Source organism: Ruminococcus sp. 5_1_39BFAA (genome assembly GCF_964240875.1).
Lineage (GTDB): Bacteria > Bacillota > Clostridia > Lachnospirales > Lachnospiraceae > Blautia_A.
This window is the reverse complement of sequence record NZ_CAXSVO010000003.1, coordinates 161735-178178: the sequence shown is the minus strand read 5'-3', so window position 1 is coordinate 178178 and position 16444 is coordinate 161735. Positions and strand designations below refer to the sequence as shown.

The 16444-nt window shown below is 44.4% G+C and carries 26 protein-coding genes; 25 read left to right on the top strand and 1 reads right to left on the bottom strand.

Annotated features, from left to right (window positions below; genetic code table 11):
• The first annotated feature begins 26 nt into the window (after nucleotides 1-26).
• The 21 genes from rplB to infA all read left to right on the top strand — a co-directional run bounded on the left by rplB (nucleotide 27) and on the right by infA (nucleotide 10800).
• Nucleotides 27-872, top strand: a complete 846-nt coding sequence (gene rplB / locus ACESZH_RS05820; protein ID WP_373213275.1) for a 50S ribosomal protein L2 — start codon at nucleotides 27-29, stop codon at nucleotides 870-872.
• A gap of 15 nt (nucleotides 873-887) precedes the next feature.
• Nucleotides 888-1169 carry a 30S ribosomal protein S19 gene (gene rpsS, locus ACESZH_RS05815; protein ID WP_015542253.1) on the top strand — a complete coding sequence of 94 codons (282 nt, stop codon included), beginning with the start codon at nucleotides 888-890 and terminating at the stop codon, nucleotides 1167-1169.
• Nucleotides 1170-1300: 131 nt separating this feature from the next.
• Complete coding sequence (rplV, locus tag ACESZH_RS05810; protein ID WP_373213277.1) at nucleotides 1301-1690, top strand: 50S ribosomal protein L22; 390 nt, start codon at nucleotides 1301-1303, stop codon at nucleotides 1688-1690.
• Nucleotides 1691-1701: 11 nt separating this feature from the next.
• A complete protein-coding gene (gene rpsC / locus ACESZH_RS05805) occupies nucleotides 1702-2358 on the top strand; it encodes a 30S ribosomal protein S3 (RefSeq protein ID WP_373213280.1) in 657 nt (218 codons plus the stop codon).
• Nucleotides 2358-2795, top strand: coding sequence for a 50S ribosomal protein L16 (rplP, locus tag ACESZH_RS05800; protein WP_373213283.1), 438 nt, complete (start codon nucleotides 2358-2360; stop codon nucleotides 2793-2795). Before rpsC ends, rplP begins: the two co-directional genes overlap by 1 nt.
• On the top strand, nucleotides 2785-2994 hold the full coding sequence (gene rpmC / locus ACESZH_RS05795) for a 50S ribosomal protein L29 (protein ID WP_373213285.1): 210 nt from the start codon (nucleotides 2785-2787) through the stop codon (nucleotides 2992-2994). The genes rplP and rpmC overlap by 11 nt, the downstream gene beginning before the upstream one ends.
• An 18-nt stretch (nucleotides 2995-3012) precedes the next feature.
• Complete coding sequence (gene rpsQ / locus ACESZH_RS05790) at nucleotides 3013-3270, top strand: 30S ribosomal protein S17 (protein ID WP_178732084.1); 258 nt, start codon at nucleotides 3013-3015, stop codon at nucleotides 3268-3270.
• Nucleotides 3271-3284: 14 nt separating this feature from the next.
• Nucleotides 3285-3653 carry a 50S ribosomal protein L14 gene (gene rplN / locus ACESZH_RS05785; RefSeq protein WP_118513008.1) on the top strand — a complete coding sequence of 123 codons (369 nt, stop codon included), beginning with the start codon at nucleotides 3285-3287 and terminating at the stop codon, nucleotides 3651-3653.
• Between the two features lie 11 nt (nucleotides 3654-3664).
• On the top strand, nucleotides 3665-3976 hold the full coding sequence (gene rplX / locus ACESZH_RS05780; RefSeq protein WP_373213288.1) for a 50S ribosomal protein L24: 312 nt from the start codon (nucleotides 3665-3667) through the stop codon (nucleotides 3974-3976).
• A 22-nt stretch (nucleotides 3977-3998) separates the two neighbouring features.
• A complete protein-coding gene (gene rplE / locus ACESZH_RS05775; protein WP_373213290.1) occupies nucleotides 3999-4538 on the top strand; it encodes a 50S ribosomal protein L5 in 540 nt (179 codons plus the stop codon).
• A gap of 37 nt (nucleotides 4539-4575) precedes the next feature.
• Complete coding sequence (locus ACESZH_RS05770; protein WP_294526104.1) at nucleotides 4576-4761, top strand: type Z 30S ribosomal protein S14; 186 nt, start codon at nucleotides 4576-4578, stop codon at nucleotides 4759-4761.
• Between the two features lie 198 nt (nucleotides 4762-4959).
• Nucleotides 4960-5361, top strand: coding sequence for a 30S ribosomal protein S8 (gene rpsH, locus ACESZH_RS05765; protein ID WP_373213292.1), 402 nt, complete (start codon nucleotides 4960-4962; stop codon nucleotides 5359-5361).
• Between the two features lie 203 nt (nucleotides 5362-5564).
• Entirely contained in the window at nucleotides 5565-6104 is a 540-nt protein-coding gene (gene rplF / locus ACESZH_RS05760) for a 50S ribosomal protein L6 (RefSeq protein ID WP_373213293.1), read from the top strand.
• A 17-nt stretch (nucleotides 6105-6121) separates the two neighbouring features.
• The gene (rplR, locus tag ACESZH_RS05755) at nucleotides 6122-6490 is read left to right on the top strand and encodes a 50S ribosomal protein L18 (protein ID WP_373213294.1); all 369 of its coding nucleotides are present in this window, start codon (nucleotides 6122-6124) and stop codon (nucleotides 6488-6490) included.
• A 17-nt stretch (nucleotides 6491-6507) separates the two neighbouring features.
• Entirely contained in the window at nucleotides 6508-7017 is a 510-nt protein-coding gene (gene rpsE, locus ACESZH_RS05750) for a 30S ribosomal protein S5 (RefSeq protein WP_373213296.1), read from the top strand.
• A 14-nt stretch (nucleotides 7018-7031) separates the two neighbouring features.
• Nucleotides 7032-7214 (top strand): 50S ribosomal protein L30, encoded by a 183-nt coding sequence (rpmD, locus tag ACESZH_RS05745; RefSeq protein ID WP_118252532.1) that lies wholly within the window; start codon nucleotides 7032-7034, stop codon nucleotides 7212-7214.
• Nucleotides 7215-7267: 53 nt separating this feature from the next.
• Entirely contained in the window at nucleotides 7268-7708 is a 441-nt protein-coding gene (rplO, locus tag ACESZH_RS05740) for a 50S ribosomal protein L15 (RefSeq protein ID WP_373213299.1), read from the top strand.
• The gene (gene secY / locus ACESZH_RS05735; protein ID WP_373213302.1) at nucleotides 7708-9024 is read left to right on the top strand and encodes a preprotein translocase subunit SecY; all 1317 of its coding nucleotides are present in this window, start codon (nucleotides 7708-7710) and stop codon (nucleotides 9022-9024) included. Before rplO ends, secY begins: the two co-directional genes overlap by 1 nt.
• A 107-nt stretch (nucleotides 9025-9131) precedes the next feature.
• Nucleotides 9132-9776: an adenylate kinase gene (locus ACESZH_RS05730; RefSeq protein WP_373213304.1), complete on the top strand. Its 645-nt coding sequence runs from the start codon at nucleotides 9132-9134 to the stop codon at nucleotides 9774-9776.
• A gap of 20 nt (nucleotides 9777-9796) precedes the next feature.
• A complete protein-coding gene (gene map / locus ACESZH_RS05725) occupies nucleotides 9797-10552 on the top strand; it encodes a type I methionyl aminopeptidase (RefSeq protein WP_373213306.1) in 756 nt (251 codons plus the stop codon).
• A gap of 29 nt (nucleotides 10553-10581) precedes the next feature.
• Nucleotides 10582-10800 carry a translation initiation factor IF-1 gene (infA, locus tag ACESZH_RS05720; RefSeq protein ID WP_373213309.1) on the top strand — a complete coding sequence of 73 codons (219 nt, stop codon included), beginning with the start codon at nucleotides 10582-10584 and terminating at the stop codon, nucleotides 10798-10800.
• 58 nt (nucleotides 10801-10858) lie between these two features.
• Here infA and ACESZH_RS05715 read toward each other — a convergent pair whose 3' ends face one another.
• A complete protein-coding gene (locus ACESZH_RS05715; protein WP_373213311.1) occupies nucleotides 10859-13024 on the bottom strand; it encodes a glucose PTS transporter subunit IIA in 2166 nt (721 codons plus the stop codon).
• A gap of 376 nt (nucleotides 13025-13400) precedes the next feature.
• Here ACESZH_RS05715 and hflK point away from each other — a divergent pair, with 376 nt between their 5' ends.
• The 4 genes from hflK (at nucleotide 13401) to rpsM (ending at nucleotide 16383) form a co-directional block, all read left to right on the top strand.
• Nucleotides 13401-14495 (top strand): FtsH protease activity modulator HflK, encoded by a 1095-nt coding sequence (hflK, locus tag ACESZH_RS05710; RefSeq protein ID WP_373213313.1) that lies wholly within the window; start codon nucleotides 13401-13403, stop codon nucleotides 14493-14495.
• A gap of 3 nt (nucleotides 14496-14498) precedes the next feature.
• Nucleotides 14499-15374, top strand: a complete 876-nt coding sequence (gene hflC, locus ACESZH_RS05705; RefSeq protein WP_373213317.1) for a protease modulator HflC — start codon at nucleotides 14499-14501, stop codon at nucleotides 15372-15374.
• 221 nt (nucleotides 15375-15595) lie between these two features.
• Nucleotides 15596-15709 (top strand): 50S ribosomal protein L36, encoded by a 114-nt coding sequence (gene rpmJ, locus ACESZH_RS05700; protein WP_003022746.1) that lies wholly within the window; start codon nucleotides 15596-15598, stop codon nucleotides 15707-15709.
• Nucleotides 15710-16014: 305 nt separating this feature from the next.
• Nucleotides 16015-16383 carry a 30S ribosomal protein S13 gene (gene rpsM, locus ACESZH_RS05695; RefSeq protein ID WP_373213320.1) on the top strand — a complete coding sequence of 123 codons (369 nt, stop codon included), beginning with the start codon at nucleotides 16015-16017 and terminating at the stop codon, nucleotides 16381-16383.
• The last annotated feature ends 61 nt before the right edge of the window (nucleotides 16384-16444 follow it).

Below are 16444 nucleotides of genomic sequence, written 5' to 3'. Positions count from 1 at the left end.
ATGACAAATTTGAAAGGAGAACTAAAATGGGAATCAAAACCTATAACCCATATACACCGTCAAGAAGACATATGACTGGTTCTGATTTCTCTGAGATCACAACTTCTACCCCAGAGAAATCCCTCGTTGTGTCTTTAAAGAAAAGCGCTGGTCGTAACAACCAGGGTAAGATCACTGTAAGACACCGCGGAGGCGGAAGCAGAAGAAAATACAGAATCATCGACTTCAAGAGAAGAAAAGATGGTATCCCGGCAACTGTAAAGACAATTGAGTACGATCCGAACAGAACAGCTAACATCGCACTGATCTGCTATGCAGACGGCGAGAAGGCTTACATCCTTGCTCCGGAAGGACTCAAGATTGGTCAGAAGGTTATGAACGGACCGGAAGCTGAAGTTCGTGTAGGCAACTGCCTTCCATTAGAGCTGATCCCGGTTGGTACTATGGTTCACAACATTGAGCTTCATCCGGGAAAAGGCGGACAGATGGTTCGTTCCGCTGGTAACGGCGCTCAGTTGATGGCTAAAGAAGGAAAATATGCTACCCTTCGTCTTCCATCCGGCGAAATGAGAATGGTTCCGATCATCTGCCGTGCTACTGTAGGTATTATCGGAAATGGTGACCACAACCTGATTAACATCGGTAAAGCAGGACGTAAACGTAACATGGGTATCAGACCTACTGTTCGCGGTTCCGTTATGAACCCGAATGACCATCCACACGGTGGTGGTGAAGGAAAGACCGGTATCGGTCGTCCAGGTCCATGTACACCATGGGGCAAGCCAGCTCTTGGTCTGAAGACCAGAAAGAAAAACAAACCGTCCAACAAGCTCATCGTAAGAAGACGCGATGGAAAAGCTTTATCGAAATAATAAGGAGGATTAAGAATGTCTCGTTCACTGAAAAAAGGACCTTTTGCAGATGCGAGCTTACTGAAAAAAGTAGATGCACTGAACGCTGCAAATGACAAATCCGTTATCAAAACATGGTCACGCCGTTCCACGATCTTCCCGTCCTTCGTAGGACATACAATTGCTGTCCATGACGGAAGAAAACATGTGCCGGTATATATTACTGAGGATATGGTTGGGCACAAGCTCGGTGAGTTCGTAGCAACCAGAACCTACAGAGGACACGGAAAAGACGAAAAGAAATCCGGTGTTCGCTGATTGTGAACACTTAATGAGCCGAAGGGCGAATTTAGTGAGAACATCCACCTGGTCACTTGATGAGCTAAGGCGAATTCAGTGACCAAGGTGATTCCCATAATATCGAATATGACGAAAGGAGGCACTTTAAAATGGCAAAAGGACATAGAAGCCAGATTAAGAGAGCCAGAAACGAGGAGAATAGAGAGAAAAGACCGTCTGCTAAATTGTCTTACGCAAGAATTTCTGTTCAGAAAGCATGCTACGTATTAGATGCGATCCGTGGCAAAGACGTGCAGACAGCACTTGGTATCCTGACATACAACCCAAGATACGCTTCCAGCGTGCTGAAGAAATTACTGGAATCAGCCATTGCAAACGCTGAGAACAACAACGGAATGAACGCAGACAATCTCTACGTTGCAGCCTGCTATGCAAATAAAGGACCTACAATGAAGAGAATTCAGCCAAGAGCACAGGGCAGGGCTTACAGAATCGAGAAGAGAACAAGCCATATCACCATCGTGCTGGATGAAAGATAAGGAGGAAAAGCATGGGACAGAAAGTTAACCCACATGGCCTTAGAGTCGGTGTTATCAAGGATTGGGATTCAAGATGGTATGCAGAGGATTCTTTTGCAGACTACTTAGTAGAAGATTACAACATCAGAACATTCCTGAAAAAGAAATTATACAGCGCAGGTGTTTCCAAGATTGAGATCGAGAGAGCATCTGACAGAGTGAAAGTTATCATCCACACCGCAAAGCCTGGTATCGTAATCGGTAAGGGCGGCGCTGAAATCGAGAAAGTAAAAGCTGAGCTTGCTAAATATACAGACAAGAAGCTTATCGTTGATATCAAAGAAGTAAAGAGACCGGACAAAGATGCACAGTTAGTTGCTGAGAATATCGCATTACAGTTGGAGAACCGTATCTCCTTCAGACGTGCAATGAAATCCACAATGCAGAGAACCATGAAGGCCGGAGCAAAGGGAATCAAAACATCTGTATCCGGACGTCTTGGCGGTGCTGATATGGCTCGTACAGAGTTTTACAGCGAGGGAACTATTCCGCTGCAGACACTTCGTGCAGACATCGATTACGGATTCGCTGAAGCAGACACAACCTACGGCAAGGTTGGCGTAAAAGCATGGGTCTACAACGGTGAAGTACTTCCAACAAAAGGAACTAAGGAAGGGAGCGATAAATAATGTTAATGCCAAAAAGAGTAAAACGTCGTAAACAATTCCGTGGCTCCATGAGAGGTAAAGCCCTGAGAGGTAATAAGATCAATTATGGTGAGTATGGACTTGTTGCTATCGAACCTTGTTGGATCAAATCCAACCAGATTGAGGCAGCCCGTGTTGCTATGACCCGTTACATCAAACGTGGTGGTAAGGTTTGGATTAAGATTTTCCCAGATAAACCAGTAACAGCAAAACCAGCAGAAACTCGTATGGGTTCCGGAAAAGGTGCCCTGGAATACTGGGTAGCAGTTGTTAAACCAGGACGTGTTATGTTCGAGATCGCAGGTGTATCTGAAGAGGTAGCCCGTGAGGCATTACGTCTTGCAATGCACAAGTTACCGTGTAAATGTAAAATAGTTTCTCGTGCAGAGTTAGAAGGCGGTGATAACAGTGAAAATTAATAAATTCGTAGAAGATTTAAAGGCAAAATCAGCTGCAGAATTAAATGATGAATTAGTAGCTGCTAAGAAAGAACTTTTCAATCTGAGATTTCAGAATGCAACCAATCAATTAGACAATACAGGCCGGATCAAAGAGGTTCGCAGAAATATTGCCAGAATCCAGACAGTAATCACTGAGAAGGCTAACGCTTCCAAATAGTGAATATAGGAGGAAACAATCGTGGAAAGAAATCTGAGAAAAACCCGTGTGGGTAAGGTTGTCAGCAACAAGATGGACAAGACCATCGTGGTTGCAATTGAAGACCATGTAAAACATCCTCTTTACAAAAAAATCGTGAAGAGAACATATAAATTAAAAGCTCATGATGAAAACAATGAGTGCAATATCGGTGATACCGTAAAAGTTATGGAGACCAGACCGCTGTCCAAGGATAAGAGATGGAGACTGGTTGAAGTTGTAGAGAAAGTGAAATAAGGAGGATAACCAGTATGATTCAGCAGGAAAGCAGACTGAAAGTTGCCGACAACACTGGTGCAAAAGAAATCCTTTGTATTCGTGTTATGGGCGGCTCTACAAGAAGATATGCAAATATCGGCGATACCATCGTTGCTACTGTTAAAGATGCAACACCAGGCGGCGTTGTAAAGAAGGGTGACGTTGTAAAGGCCGTTGTAGTTAGAACAAAAAAAGGCGCTCGTCGTAAAGACGGTTCTTATATCCGCTTCGATGAAAATGCTGCCGTAATTATCAAAGACGACTTAACTCCGAGAGGAACACGTATCTTTGGACCGGTTGCCAGAGAGCTTCGTGAGAAGAAATTCATGAAGATCGTTTCCTTAGCTCCGGAAGTATTATAGGAGGGTGCCTAATGTCAGCTATGAAAATTAAAAAAGGCGACACAGTTACCGTGATCGCTGGTAAAGATAAAGGCAAAGAAGGTAAAGTACTTGCCGTTAATGCAAAAGACAGTACCGTATTAGTTGAAAATGTAAACATGGTTACCAAGCACAGCAAACCATCTGCTGCAAACCAGAACGGCGGAATCGTTACAAAAGAAGCACCGCTTCATATTTCCAACGTAATGCTGCTGGTTGACGGAAAAGCTACCAGAGTTGGTTTCAAGATGGATGGAGACAAGAAAGTCCGTGTTGCAAAAGCAACAGGAAAGGTAATCGATTAATCGAGAGAGGAGGCAGACGTAAGTGAGTAGATTAAAAGAAATTTACAAAAATGAGATCATGGATGCCATGACCAAAAAATTCGGATATAAAAACGTTATGGAAGTGCCAAAACTCGATAAGATCGTTATCAACATGGGTGTTGGTGAAGCCAAAGAAAACGCTAAGCTTCTGGATTCCGCTATCGCAGATATGGAGCTGATCACAGGACAGAAAGCAATCGCTACAAAGGCAAAGAAATCTGTCGCTAACTTCAAAATCAGAGAGGGTATGCCGATCGGATGTAAAGTTACACTGAGAGGCGAAAAGATGTATGAGTTCGCTGATCGTCTGATCAACCTGGCTCTTCCGCGTGTACGTGACTTCCGCGGCGTTAATCCAAACGCATTCGACGGCAGAGGAAACTACGCTCTTGGTATTAAAGAGCAGTTGATCTTCCCGGAAGTTGAGTACGATAAGGTTGACAAGGTAAGAGGTATGGACGTTATCTTTGTTACAACAGCAAAGACTGACGAAGAAGCTCGTGAATTACTGACATTATTCAATATGCCTTTTGCTAAATAATTGCAAAGGCATACCATTCTGATAGGAGGAACGGTTCATGGCTAAAACAGCAATGAAAATCAAACAGCAGCGCGGTTCTAAATTCTCCACAAGAGAGTACAACCGCTGCAGAATTTGTGGACGTCCACATGCTTATTTAAGAAAATACGGAATCTGCAGAATCTGCTTCCGTGAATTAGCATACAAAGGCCAGATCCCGGGAGTTAAGAAGGCTTCCTGGTAACCGAAAGCAGCTTAATGAGCCCAAGCGCTTGCGCGCCGGGCGAATTTAGCGCGAGGTTCATCCCGAACCTTAATGAGCGCAAGCCGAAAGGCGCAGTGCGAATTTAGTTGAGGGATGTGTAGTGACTTGAAAAACCTGTATTTACACAAATTACAAATTATAAATGACATGTAAAGTCTGATTGAGGAGGAAACTAACATGACAATGAGCGATCCGATTGCAGATATGCTTACAAGAATCCGTAATGCAAACACTGCAAAACACGACACAGTAGATGTTCCGGCATCCAAAATGAAAATTGCTATTGCAAACATCCTTGTAGATGAAGGATATATTGCAAAATATGACTTGATCGAAGATGGAGTTATCAAAACACTCCATATCACCCTGAAATACGGTGAGAACAAAAACGAGAAGATTATCACTGGCTTAAAGAGAATCTCCAAACCAGGTCTTCGTGTTTACGCTGGCAAAGATGAGCTTCCAAGAGTTCTTGGCGGACTTGGCGTAGCAATCCTTTCCACAAACAAAGGCGTAATCACTGACAAAGAGGCTCGTAAGCTTCAGGTCGGCGGCGAAGTTTTAGCGTTTGTATGGTAGACCGAAAGCAACTTAATGAGCCCAAGCGCTTGCGCGTCGGGCGAATTTAGTGCGAGGTCCATCCCGAACCTTGGCGAAACCGAGCCAAAGGCGAGAGTTGAGCTTAGTTGAGGGATGTGTATCGTCTTATATAAAGCAGCACAACTGAAAACAGAGAGGAACCCCTTTCCTCTCCGATAATTTAAGTAAGGAGGACACATAGTATGTCACGTATCGGTAGACTTCCGGTTGCTATTCCGGCAGGAGTTGAAGTATCCATCGCAGAAGGAAACGTAGTAACCGTAAAAGGACCAAAAGGAACTCTCGTAAGAGAACTTCCAAAAGAAATGGAAATCAAAGTTGAAGATGGTCATGTGGTTGTAGCAAGACCGAACGACTTAAAGAGAATCAAATCTCTTCACGGTTTAACCAGAAGCTTGATCCACAACATGGTTGTTGGTGTAAGCGAGGGTTATACAAAGACCCTTGAGGTAAACGGTGTAGGTTATAGAGCAGCAAAGCAGGGCAAAAAGCTTACTTTAAACCTTGGATATTCTCACCCGGTAGAAATGGAAGATCCGGAAGGTATTGAGACCAAAGTTGATGGTAACAAGATTATCGTATCCGGTATCAGCAAAGAAAAAGTTGGTCAGTTTGCGGCTGAGATCAGAGATAAGAGAAGACCTGAGCCATATAAGGGCAAAGGTATCAAATATGATACTGAGGTTATCAGACGTAAAGTTGGTAAGACTGGTAAGAAATAATTAAGGAGAGTGAGAAAATGGTTAATAAAGCATCTAGGGCGGAAATTCGTCAGAAAAAGCATAGAAGATTACGTCATCATTTAAATGGCACTGCAACTGCTCCGCGTCTTGCAGTATTTCGTTCCAACAAGCATATGTATGCACAGATTATTGATGACACCGTTGGCAAGACTTTAGTATCTGCTTCTACTCTTCAGAAAGACGTAAAAGCACAGCTTGAGAACACCGACGATGTAGCAGCAGCAGCTTACTTAGGAACCGTAATCGGTAAAAAGGCACTGGAAGCCGGCATTGAGCAGGTTGTATTTGACAGAGGCGGCTATATTTACCACGGTAAAGTTAAAGCACTGGCAGACGCAGCAAGAGAAGCTGGACTGAAATTCTAAAAGGAGGAGCGAAACACATGAAACGTAATCTTATTGATGCTAGTCAGTTAGAGTTAGAAGATAAAGTAGTATCAATCAAGCGTGTTACCAAGGTTGTTAAAGGTGGTCGTAACTTCCGTTTCACAGCTTTAGTTGTTGTAGGTGACGGCAACGGACACGTTGGTGCAGGCTTAGGAAAAGCAGCCGAGATTCCTGAAGCGATCCGCAAAGGAAAAGAGGATGCTATGAAGAAATTAGTAACAGTAGCAAGAGATGAGAATGGTTCTATCACACATGACTTCGTGGGCAAATACGGAAGCGCTGAAATGCTTCTGAAGAGAGCTCCGGAAGGTACTGGTGTTATCGCCGGCGGTCCGGCTCGTGCCGTGATCGAGTTAGCTGGTATCAAAAACATCCGTACAAAATGTATGGGTTCCAGAAATAAGCAGAACGTTGTTCTTGCAACCATCGAAGGCTTAAGGCAGTTAAAGACTCCGGAAGAAGTTGCAAAACTTCGCGGAAAATCTGTTGATGAGATTCTGGCTTAAGGAGGAGAATTGAAATGGCAAACACATTAAAAGTTACATTAGTAAAATCTCCGATTGGCGCAGTACCGAAGCACAAAAAGACTGTTGTAGCTATGGGTCTTACAAAAATGCACAAGACAGTTGAGATGCCGGACAATGCGGCAACCAGAGGAATGATTCAGCAGGTACAGCACCTGGTAAAAGTAGAAGAAGCATAAAGATTTTTGATAGCAAAAGTTAGACTATTTGAATACTAAAAGGAGGTGCCAAAATGGAATTATCAAACTTAAGACCAGCAGAGGGTTCTAAGCACAGCGATAACTTCAGAAGAGGCCGTGGACATGGTTCTGGAAACGGCAAAACAGCCGGTAAAGGACACAAAGGACAGTTAGCACGTTCCGGACATAAGAAACCGGGATTTGAAGGTGGACAGATGCCTTTATACAGACGTCTGCCGAAGAGAGGCTTCACAAACAGAAACTCTAAAGAGATCATCGCGATCAACGTTGACGTTCTGAACCGTTTTGAGGACGGCGCAGAAGTAACTGTTGAGAGCTTACTTGCAAGCAGGGCGATTTCCAAAGCCGGAGACGGTGTTAAGATTCTTGGAAACGGCGAGCTGACAAAGAAACTGAATGTCAAAGTAGACGCTGTCAGCGAAACTGCAAAAGCTAAAATCGAGGCTGCGGGTGGTACAGTAGAGGTGATCTAATGTTAGAAACTCTTAAAAATGTTTTTAGAGTCAAAGAAATGAGACGTAAACTTCTCTACGTACTATGGATGATCCTTGTCATCCGAATCGGTTCTCAGCTTCCTGTACCGGGAGTGGACAGCGATTTCTTCAAAGAGTGGTTTGCAAATAATACCGGTGACGCATTCAATTTTTTTGATGCGTTCACCGGAGGTTCATTTACCCAGATGTCAATCTTCGCATTGAACATCACGCCATACATTACTTCATCCATTATCATGCAGCTTCTCACCATTGCCATTCCGGCACTGGAGGAGATGCAGAGAGATGGAGAGGAAGGCAGAAAGAAAATTACAGCCATTACCCGTTATGTAACAGTAGGTCTTGCGCTGTTTGAGTCTGTTGCTATGGCTATCGGTTTTGGACGTCAGGGTCTGATTCCGAATATGAACTTTTTAAAAGGTTTTACAGTAGTAGTTTGCCTTACCGCAGGATCTGCTATGCTGATGTGGATCGGTGAGCGGATTACTGAGAAGGGTGTTGGAAACGGTATCTCTATCGTACTTACCGTAAACATTATTTCTCGTGTACCAAGCGATCTGGCTTTGCTTTATGAGAACTTCATCAAAGGAAAGACGATTGCAAAGGGCTTGCTTGCAGGTCTGATCATTTTGGCTATCATCGTTGTGATGGTTGTATTTGTTCTGATCCTGAACGGAGCTGAGAGAAGAATTCCGGTTCAGTATTCCAGAAAAATGGTCGGCAGAAAAATGATGGGCGGTCAGACAACCAATATTCCGTTGAAGGTCAACACAGCAGGTGTTATTCCGGTTATTTTTGCTTCTTCTATTATGTCATTTCCAAATGTCATTGCTCAGTTAGCTGGCAAAGCAAATGGTACTGGTATCGGAAGCGAGATCCTGAGAGGACTTTCCTCTAATAACTGGTGTAATCCGAAACAGATTCAGTATAGCTGGGGTCTGCTTGTTTATATCGTTCTGTGTGTATTCTTTGCATATTTCTACACTTCCATTACCTTCAATCCACTGGAAGTGGCAGATAATATCAAGAAGCAGGGCGGTTTTGTTCCTGGCATCCGTCCGGGAAAACCAACCTCAGACTATTTGACTAAAATCCTGAATTATATTATATTTATAGGTGTGGTAGGTCTGATTATTGTAGCCGTGATTCCGTTTATTTTTAACGGTGTATTTGGAGCAAATGTTTCTTTCGGCGGTACTTCTATTATCATTATTGTAGGAGTTATCCTGGAGACTGTAAAACAGATTGAATCCCAGATGCTTGTGCGCAATTATAAAGGCTTCCTCAATAACTAAAGTGACAGTTAAGGTTGTGGTGCATTGCACTGCAGCCTTGATTGGGTTTTCCCCGTCACCAAAAGATCATGTCTGTTTATACAGACCGTATTATGGAGGGTATATTTATGAGAATCATTATGTTGGGTGCACCAGGTGCAGGAAAAGGAACACAGGCAAAAAAGATTGCTGAGAAATACGGTATTCCGCACATTTCTACAGGCGATATCTTCCGTGCAAACATCAAGAACGGAACCGAGCTTGGAAAGAAAGCAAAAACTTACATGGATCAGGGACTTCTTGTTCCGGATGAACTGACCTGTGATCTGGTTGTGGACAGAATCCAGCAGCCGGATGCAGAAAAAGGATATGTACTGGACGGTTTCCCAAGAACCATTCCTCAGGCTGAGTGCCTGACCGATGCCCTGAATAAGCTGGGCAGCAAAATTGACTATGCAATTGATGTAAATGTTCCGGATGAGAATATTGTAAACCGTATGGGTGGAAGACGTGCCTGCTTAAAATGCGGAGCTACCTATCATATCGTATATGCAGCTCCAAAGGCTGAGGGTGTTTGCGATGCCTGCGGTGAGCAGCTTGTGCTTCGCGATGACGACAAGCCTGAGACAGTGCAGAAGCGTCTGAATGTATATCATGACCAGACACAGCCGTTGATTGACTATTATACAAACCAGGGTGTTTTAAAGACTGTAGACGGTACTAAGAACCTGGAAGAAGTGTTTGGCGATATCACCCAGATCCTTGGTGAATAAGATAGAGGATAAAAGGGAATATGTCAGTTTCAATTAAAACAGCACATGAGATTGAGCTTATGAGGGAAGCGGGCCATCTTTTGGAAAAGGTCCATGATGGCCTGATCCCCTACATTAAGCCGGGAGTCAGCACAAAGGAGATCGACCGTATCGGTGAGGATATGATCCGCTCCATGGGCTGTATTCCAAACTTTTTAAATTATGGAGGCTTTCCTGGCTCCTTCTGCATTAGTCTCAATGATGAGGTGGTCCACGGAATTCCTTCGGAGGACAAAATTATCCAGGATGGGGATTTGGTTAAGATAGATGCCGGATTGATCTACAAAGGCTATCATTCTGATGCTGCACGTACCTATGCAGTGGGCGAGGTTTCTGAGGATGCCCGCAGACTTATGGATGTCACCAGACAATGCTTTTTTGAGGGGATCAAAATGGCAAAGGCTGGAAATCATCTGAATGATATTTCAAGCGCGATCGGCAACTATGCGGCAAAGTACCGCTATGGAGTGGTGCGCGATCTGGTTGGTCATGGAATTGGCACCCATCTTCATGAGGACCCGCAAATCCCTAATTTTCCCCAGAAACGCAGGGGAGTTCGACTGATTCCGGGAATGACACTTGCCATTGAACCTATGATTAACATGGGACGGGCAGATGTGGAATGGCTGGACGATAACTGGACAGTGGTAACCATGGATGGTTCCCTTTCCGCGCACTATGAGAACACCATCCTGATTACAGATGGCGAACCGGAGATTCTGACACTCACCAAATAATATGACTTTTGTAACATAGGAGGTTAAAAATGTCAAAAGCAGATGTACTCGAAGTAGAAGGCACTGTTCTGGAAAAGCTGCCTAATGCAATGTTTAAAGTGGAACTGGAAAACAAGCATGTTGTGCTTGCACATATTAGTGGTAAATTAAGAATGAACTTTATTCGTATCCTTCCGGGGGATAAAGTAACCATGGAGCTCTCACCGTATGACCTGTCTAAGGGCAGAATCATCTGGAGAGACAAATAAAAACGATAACTAAGATAAACGCCGTCCTTTTGTGGGCGGCGTTTTCTAAGTCTTGGCGCTATTTTACAATTAAGAATTTTTCGCCTTTCCGTATTTCACCCGTCTTTTGCAGGGAAATGGAAGTGTATGCATCAGAGTTTGTGATAATAACGGGTGTGATGGTCCGGAAACCTTCTTTTCCGATAGCGGAAATATCAAATTCAGCGAGAAGCTGGCCTGCTTTTATCTCTGCACCGTTTTCAACGTGGATGGTGTATGGTCTGCCCTCAAGCTTCACAGTATCAATCCCAATGTGGATCAGAAGCTCTACTCCGTTATCTGAGGTTAATCCAAGAGCATGCTTGGTATCAAACACCATACTGACCCTGCCGTTAAAGGGTGCATATACCTTACCCTCGGAAGGTTCGATGGCAGCACCCTGTCCCAGCATTCCTTCCGAAAATACACCATCCTCAATTCTGGACAATTCAATTGCAGTTCCGGTGATCGGAGAAAGAATATCGGATGCAGATTTATTAGTTTCCTGCTGTGCGCGGTCCGTCATGCCTATAGTAGTGTTTTCGAGTTTGCCAAAAGACGATTCTTCGATTTCATTTGGATTTGACAGATAATCTTCCAGGTTCGCTTTGATCACAGTAACGTGAGGTCCATAGATAACCTGAACCCCTTGTCCTTTGGTGATAACGCCTCTTGCATTTGTCTGCTTCAGGACTGCTTCAGAAACCTTTTCCGGATTTTTCACAGTCACTCGCAGCCTTGTGGCACAGCAATCAACATCTGAAATATTGGAAGCACCCCCCAATCCCTGCGCGATTGCTGCACTTAAGTGATCCGTACCCGCCTTTTCATTGGGATTATCAGAGATTTTTCCTGATCTTGCAGCATTAACATCCGCTTTTGTGTAAAGCCTTGTCTCAGCATCATCATCTTCACGTCCGGGTGTTTTCAGATTGCGCCTTTTAATAAGAAGGGTAAAGATAAAATAGTATAAGAAGAAATAAATAATACCCACAGGAATGATTCTGATCCAGCTTGTCTTTGCATTTCCCTGTAAAATACCGAACAGAAGAAGGTCAATAAAGCCGCCTGAAAAGGTAAGCCCCACTGCAATGTTCAGCATATGGGCCACCATGTAGCAGCTTCCTGCCAGGATGACCTGCACCACGAAAAGAATAGGTGCTACAAAGAGAAATGAAAATTCAATCGGTTCCGTAATACCAGTGAGCATACAGGTAAGGGCAGCGGAGAGAAGCAGGCCTCCTGCCGCCTTTTTCTTTTCCGGTTTGGCAGTGCGGTACATGGCAAGTGCCGCACCGGGCAGACCGAAGATCATAAAGATAAATTCGCCGGAGAAATAGCGGGTGGCATCCGCACTGAAATGGGTTACATTTGCAGCATCGGCGAGCTGGGCAAAGAAAATATTCTGTCCGCCCTGTACAAGCTGTCCCGCCACATTCATGGCGCCTCCCACAGCAGTCTGCCAGAAAGGCAGATAGAATACGTGATGAAGTCCAAAGGGAATGAGCGCCCTCTTTACAATACCAAAAATGAGAGTGCCGAAATAGCCAGTGCCTGTCACAAGGCTGCCCAGTGCATAGATGCCACTCTGAACGAGAGGCCACAGGAAATACATGAGGATTCCTACAAACATGTATACGATGGTAGAGATGATCGGAACGAATCGGGAACCGCCGAAAAAGGAAAGTGCATTAGGCAGTACGATCCTGTGAAAACGGTTGTGGAGAGCAGCCACTCCAAGCCCTACGATAATTCCGCCGAACACACCCATCTGCAGAGTATCAATACCGCAGACAGAGGCTATGGTGCCTTCCAGCACGTCGTTCGAGATGGAACCGTCCGGCAGGATTTTTCCTGCATTTTGCAGCACTGCATTGATAGAAATGTGCATGACAAAAAAGGCGATGAGGGAGGAGAGGGCAGCAACCTCCTTTTCACGTTTCGCCATACCAATAGCAACACCCACGGCGAAAATCAGAGGAAGATTGTCGAATATGGCGCTGCCCACATTGTTCATGATCACCAGAAGACCATGGAGAAGAGTTCCCTCCCCGAGGATTTTTTCCAGATGGTAGGTGGCTATTGCTGTGGGGTTTGTAAAGGAGCTTCCAAGCCCCAGTAGTAGTCCGGCTACAGGGAGAATGGCGATGGGAAGCATAAAGCTTCTGCCCACTCTCTGCAACACTCCAAATATTTTGTCTTTCATAGTGTCTGATTCCTTTCCAGTTTTGTATTTGCTTTCTATGAGATATTATATGGAAAAAGACAGAAAATTATTGACTTTTTGGAAAAAGGGTGCTACAATATCCGACAAAGAAAAGGGAGTAGCGGCCATTTATTGAGAATCGAGAATGTATTTTCAGGAAAATGGAGCATATGCGTCAGTACGGTAGTGATACCCGCGTTATAGCATAAACAGCGAGACTTTTGTTTCAGGACTAATTGGTTGTCTGAAGCAAAGGTCTTTTTCTTTTCTTGAAAAAGGCAGACCGAAAAAGCTTGCGGTGAATGCCGGAACAGATAACCGATGCGATCCGTTTACCATGGGAGATGGATTCTCAGTTTAAGAAGGAGGAGACATAGTGTCAGATTATGATTCTAATAACAATTTTATGGACAATACTGATGAGCAGCATTTTGGCAATGGTTCCGGTGAGTATCATTTTAATATGAAAAAAGACAACTCACCGAAAAGAAAAATGCCAAATGTAAAGAAACACGCAGGGCTTGCGGTCGGCTTGGCTGTAGGAGCTGCAGCAATAGTCCTTCTGGCAGGGAATGCTACATATCAGATACAGGAGCAGGAACAGGCTGTCGTGACAACCTTCGGTGTTCCCAAGGCTGTATCTGAAACGGGACTTCATTTTAAAATTCCGTTTATCCAGAAGGTTTCCAAGGTAAATACAACCATTCAGGGCTTTCCCATTGGGTATGAACTGGATACGGACGAGACGATAGAAGATGAGGGGATCATGATCACTTCAGATTATAATTTTATCGATGTAGATTTCTTTGTGGAATACCGGATAGCTGATCCGGTGAAATATTTATATACTTCCCGGACTCCGGAAGAAATATTGAAAAATATTTCCCAGTCCTGCATCCGCAGCGTGATCGCCAGCTATAAAGTAGATGATGTGCTCACTACCGGAAAAAGTGAGATTCAAAGCAAGATCAAGGAAATGATCATGAAGCAGATGGAATCTCAGGATATCGGTATTCAGCTTGTGAACATCACCATTCAGGATTCCGAACCGCCTACACAGGAGGTTATGAAATCCTTTAAGGAAGTAGAAACTGCCAAGCAGGGAAAAGAGACAGCCATCAATAATGCAAACAAGTACCGCAACGAAAAGCTGCCCGAGGCGGAAGCAAAGGCTGACCAGATCATACAGGATGCAGAGGCCCAGAAGCAGGTGCGGATCAATGAGGCGGAGGCAGAGGTGGCACGGTTTAATGCCATGTATGAGGAATATACGAAGAATCCGGCAGTTACAAAGCAGAGAATGTTTTACGAGACAATGGAAGATGTTCTGCCGGGAATGAAAATCGTGATTGACAGCGGGGACAGCGTGCAGAAGGTGCTGCCATTAGACAGCTTTACGGGAGAAGCAGATACTGGCAGCGGTACAGACAGTACATCAAATGATGCGGCGAGTGAAAAGGAGGCTAAGTAAGCTATGAAAAAGAAAAACGTGTTGCTGCCTATAGCGGCAGCGGTGATCGTGATAGGACTGGGAGCTTCCATTACGGTCACAGCCCAAAATGAATATAAGCTGATCCGGCAGTTTGGAAAAGTGAGCCGTGTCATTGAGTCGCCTGGTATCAGTATGAAGGTGCCCTTTGTGCAGACAGCAGCCACCCTTCCAAAAGAAACGATCTTGTATGATCTGGCACCTTCTGACGTGATCACAAAGGATAAAAAGACCATGATCTGTGACAGTTACATATTGTGGCGCATCTCGGACCCTTTGAAATTTGCACAGACCTTGAACTCATCCATTGAGAGCGGGGAAAGCAGAATCAACACAGCGGTTTACAATGCAACGAAAAACGTCATCAGCAGCATGAGTCAGGACGAGGTGATCACCAGCCGCGACGGAGAGCTTTCCCAGGCGGTGATGGATTCCATTGGCGACAATATGGCCCAGTACGGGATCACGCTTCTTATGTGTGAGACGAAACAGCTAGACCTCCCGGACGATAACAAGGAGGCAGTATATGAGCGCATGATCTCTGAGAGGGAAAACATTGCCGCTACCTATACAGCGCAAGGTGATTCCGAGGCGAAGGTTATCCGCAACACTACGGATAAAGAGGTTGCAATCCAGATTTCCGAGGCGGAGAAGCAGGCAGAGATCCTCAAAGCAGAAGGCGAGCAGGAATACATGAAGATTCTTGCCGAAGCCTACAGTGAGGATGGACGAAGCGATTTTTACTCCTTTGTCCGCAGTCTGGATGCACTGAAGGCGTCCATGCAGGGCGGGGATAAGACTGTGATACTTTCGGCTGATTCACCCATTGCACAGATTTTCCAAGGGGACAGCGGAAAATAAAGGGAGAATTATGAGGAATGCCGTACCGGATGGTGCGGCATTTCTGTTAAATCGAGAAGAAATCAAGAAGAGCCGTAAAAAAACGGAAATTTTCTTTAATTTTTACTTGCTTTTTTTTGTTGATAATGCTAGAATATACTGCGAACGCGCGTATACCTGTGTATAGGTGCGCTCAGAAACTGCAGATTTTAATGCTATATTTTACGGAAGGAGGATTTCCAGTGAAAGTAAGATCATCTGTAAAACCGATCTGCGAGAAATGCAAGGTCATTAAGAGAAAAGGATCTATCAGAATTATCTGTGAGAATCCAAAGCACAAACAGCGTCAAGGCTAAAATCTTTAATGAAAAAGCGGCTGTGGTTGAAACACCCGGAAGGGTTGTCCAACTATTCATGTTAATTTCTGAAGCATGTATTGCCTAATACCGAGAGGCAACGCTGGCCCTTAGGCCAAAGGATTTCGGAAAGGCTGCAAAACGCCAAGTGCAGCTGGGTGTTTTACCGAGGCACCCCAATTAGGAACTAGTAAAAACTAGACAGAAAGGGAACGTACAGATGCACCCCATTTCACCTTGTACATATGTGCAAGTGGTGTACAGGACGCAGAACTTTCAAAAAAAGAAAATGGAGGAAACAGTACATGGCTCGTATAGCTGGTGTAGACTTACCAAGAGAAAAAAGAATCGAAATCGGTCTTACCTACATTTATGGAATTGGTAGACCAAGCGCAGACAAAATTCTTGCTGCAGCAAATGTAAATCCTGACACACGTGTCAGAGATCTAACAGATGACGAAGTAAAGAGAATCAGCGCTGTTATTGATGAGACAATGATGGTAGAAGGTGACCTTAGAAGAGAAATCGCCCTCAACATTAAGAGACTGCAGGAAATCGGATGCTACAGAGGAATCCGTCATCGTAAAGGACTTCCGGTTCGTGGTCAGAAGACCAAGACCAATGCAAGAACCCGCAAAGGTCCGAAGAGAACCGTAGCAAACAAAAAGAAATAAAGTAACCAGATAGTAATCGATAAATTAAATTGAAAAAAGGAAAGCGTAGGTTAGTTTTAAA

Excerpts from the sequence above, each read along its gene's own strand:
- rplB (WP_373213275.1), top strand. The coding sequence starts at position 27 with ATGGGAATCAAAACCTATAACCCATATACACCGTCAAGAAGACATATG.
- rpsS (WP_015542253.1), top strand. The coding sequence starts at position 888 with ATGTCTCGTTCACTGAAAAAAGGACCTTTTGCAGATGCGAGCTTACTG.
- rplV (WP_373213277.1), top strand. The coding sequence starts at position 1,301 with ATGGCAAAAGGACATAGAAGCCAGATTAAGAGAGCCAGAAACGAGGAG.
- rpsC (WP_373213280.1), top strand. The coding sequence starts at position 1,702 with ATGGGACAGAAAGTTAACCCACATGGCCTTAGAGTCGGTGTTATCAAG.
- rplP (WP_373213283.1), top strand. The coding sequence starts at position 2,358 with ATGTTAATGCCAAAAAGAGTAAAACGTCGTAAACAATTCCGTGGCTCC.
- rplN (WP_118513008.1), top strand. The coding sequence starts at position 3,285 with ATGATTCAGCAGGAAAGCAGACTGAAAGTTGCCGACAACACTGGTGCA.
- rplX (WP_373213288.1), top strand. The coding sequence starts at position 3,665 with ATGTCAGCTATGAAAATTAAAAAAGGCGACACAGTTACCGTGATCGCT.
- ACESZH_RS05770 (WP_294526104.1), top strand. The coding sequence starts at position 4,576 with ATGGCTAAAACAGCAATGAAAATCAAACAGCAGCGCGGTTCTAAATTC.
- rpsH (WP_373213292.1), top strand. The coding sequence starts at position 4,960 with ATGACAATGAGCGATCCGATTGCAGATATGCTTACAAGAATCCGTAAT.
- rplF (WP_373213293.1), top strand. The coding sequence starts at position 5,565 with ATGTCACGTATCGGTAGACTTCCGGTTGCTATTCCGGCAGGAGTTGAA.
- rplR (WP_373213294.1), top strand. The coding sequence starts at position 6,122 with ATGGTTAATAAAGCATCTAGGGCGGAAATTCGTCAGAAAAAGCATAGA.
- rpsE (WP_373213296.1), top strand. The coding sequence starts at position 6,508 with ATGAAACGTAATCTTATTGATGCTAGTCAGTTAGAGTTAGAAGATAAA.
- rpmD (WP_118252532.1), top strand. The coding sequence starts at position 7,032 with ATGGCAAACACATTAAAAGTTACATTAGTAAAATCTCCGATTGGCGCA.
- rplO (WP_373213299.1), top strand. The coding sequence starts at position 7,268 with ATGGAATTATCAAACTTAAGACCAGCAGAGGGTTCTAAGCACAGCGAT.
- secY (WP_373213302.1), top strand. The coding sequence starts at position 7,708 with ATGTTAGAAACTCTTAAAAATGTTTTTAGAGTCAAAGAAATGAGACGT.
- ACESZH_RS05730 (WP_373213304.1), top strand. The coding sequence starts at position 9,132 with ATGAGAATCATTATGTTGGGTGCACCAGGTGCAGGAAAAGGAACACAG.
- map (WP_373213306.1), top strand. The coding sequence starts at position 9,797 with ATGTCAGTTTCAATTAAAACAGCACATGAGATTGAGCTTATGAGGGAA.
- infA (WP_373213309.1), top strand. The coding sequence starts at position 10,582 with ATGTCAAAAGCAGATGTACTCGAAGTAGAAGGCACTGTTCTGGAAAAG.
- ACESZH_RS05715 (WP_373213311.1), bottom strand. The coding sequence starts at position 13,024 with ATGAAAGACAAAATATTTGGAGTGTTGCAGAGAGTGGGCAGAAGCTTT.
- hflC (WP_373213317.1), top strand. The coding sequence starts at position 14,499 with ATGAAAAAGAAAAACGTGTTGCTGCCTATAGCGGCAGCGGTGATCGTG.
- rpsM (WP_373213320.1), top strand. The coding sequence starts at position 16,015 with ATGGCTCGTATAGCTGGTGTAGACTTACCAAGAGAAAAAAGAATCGAA.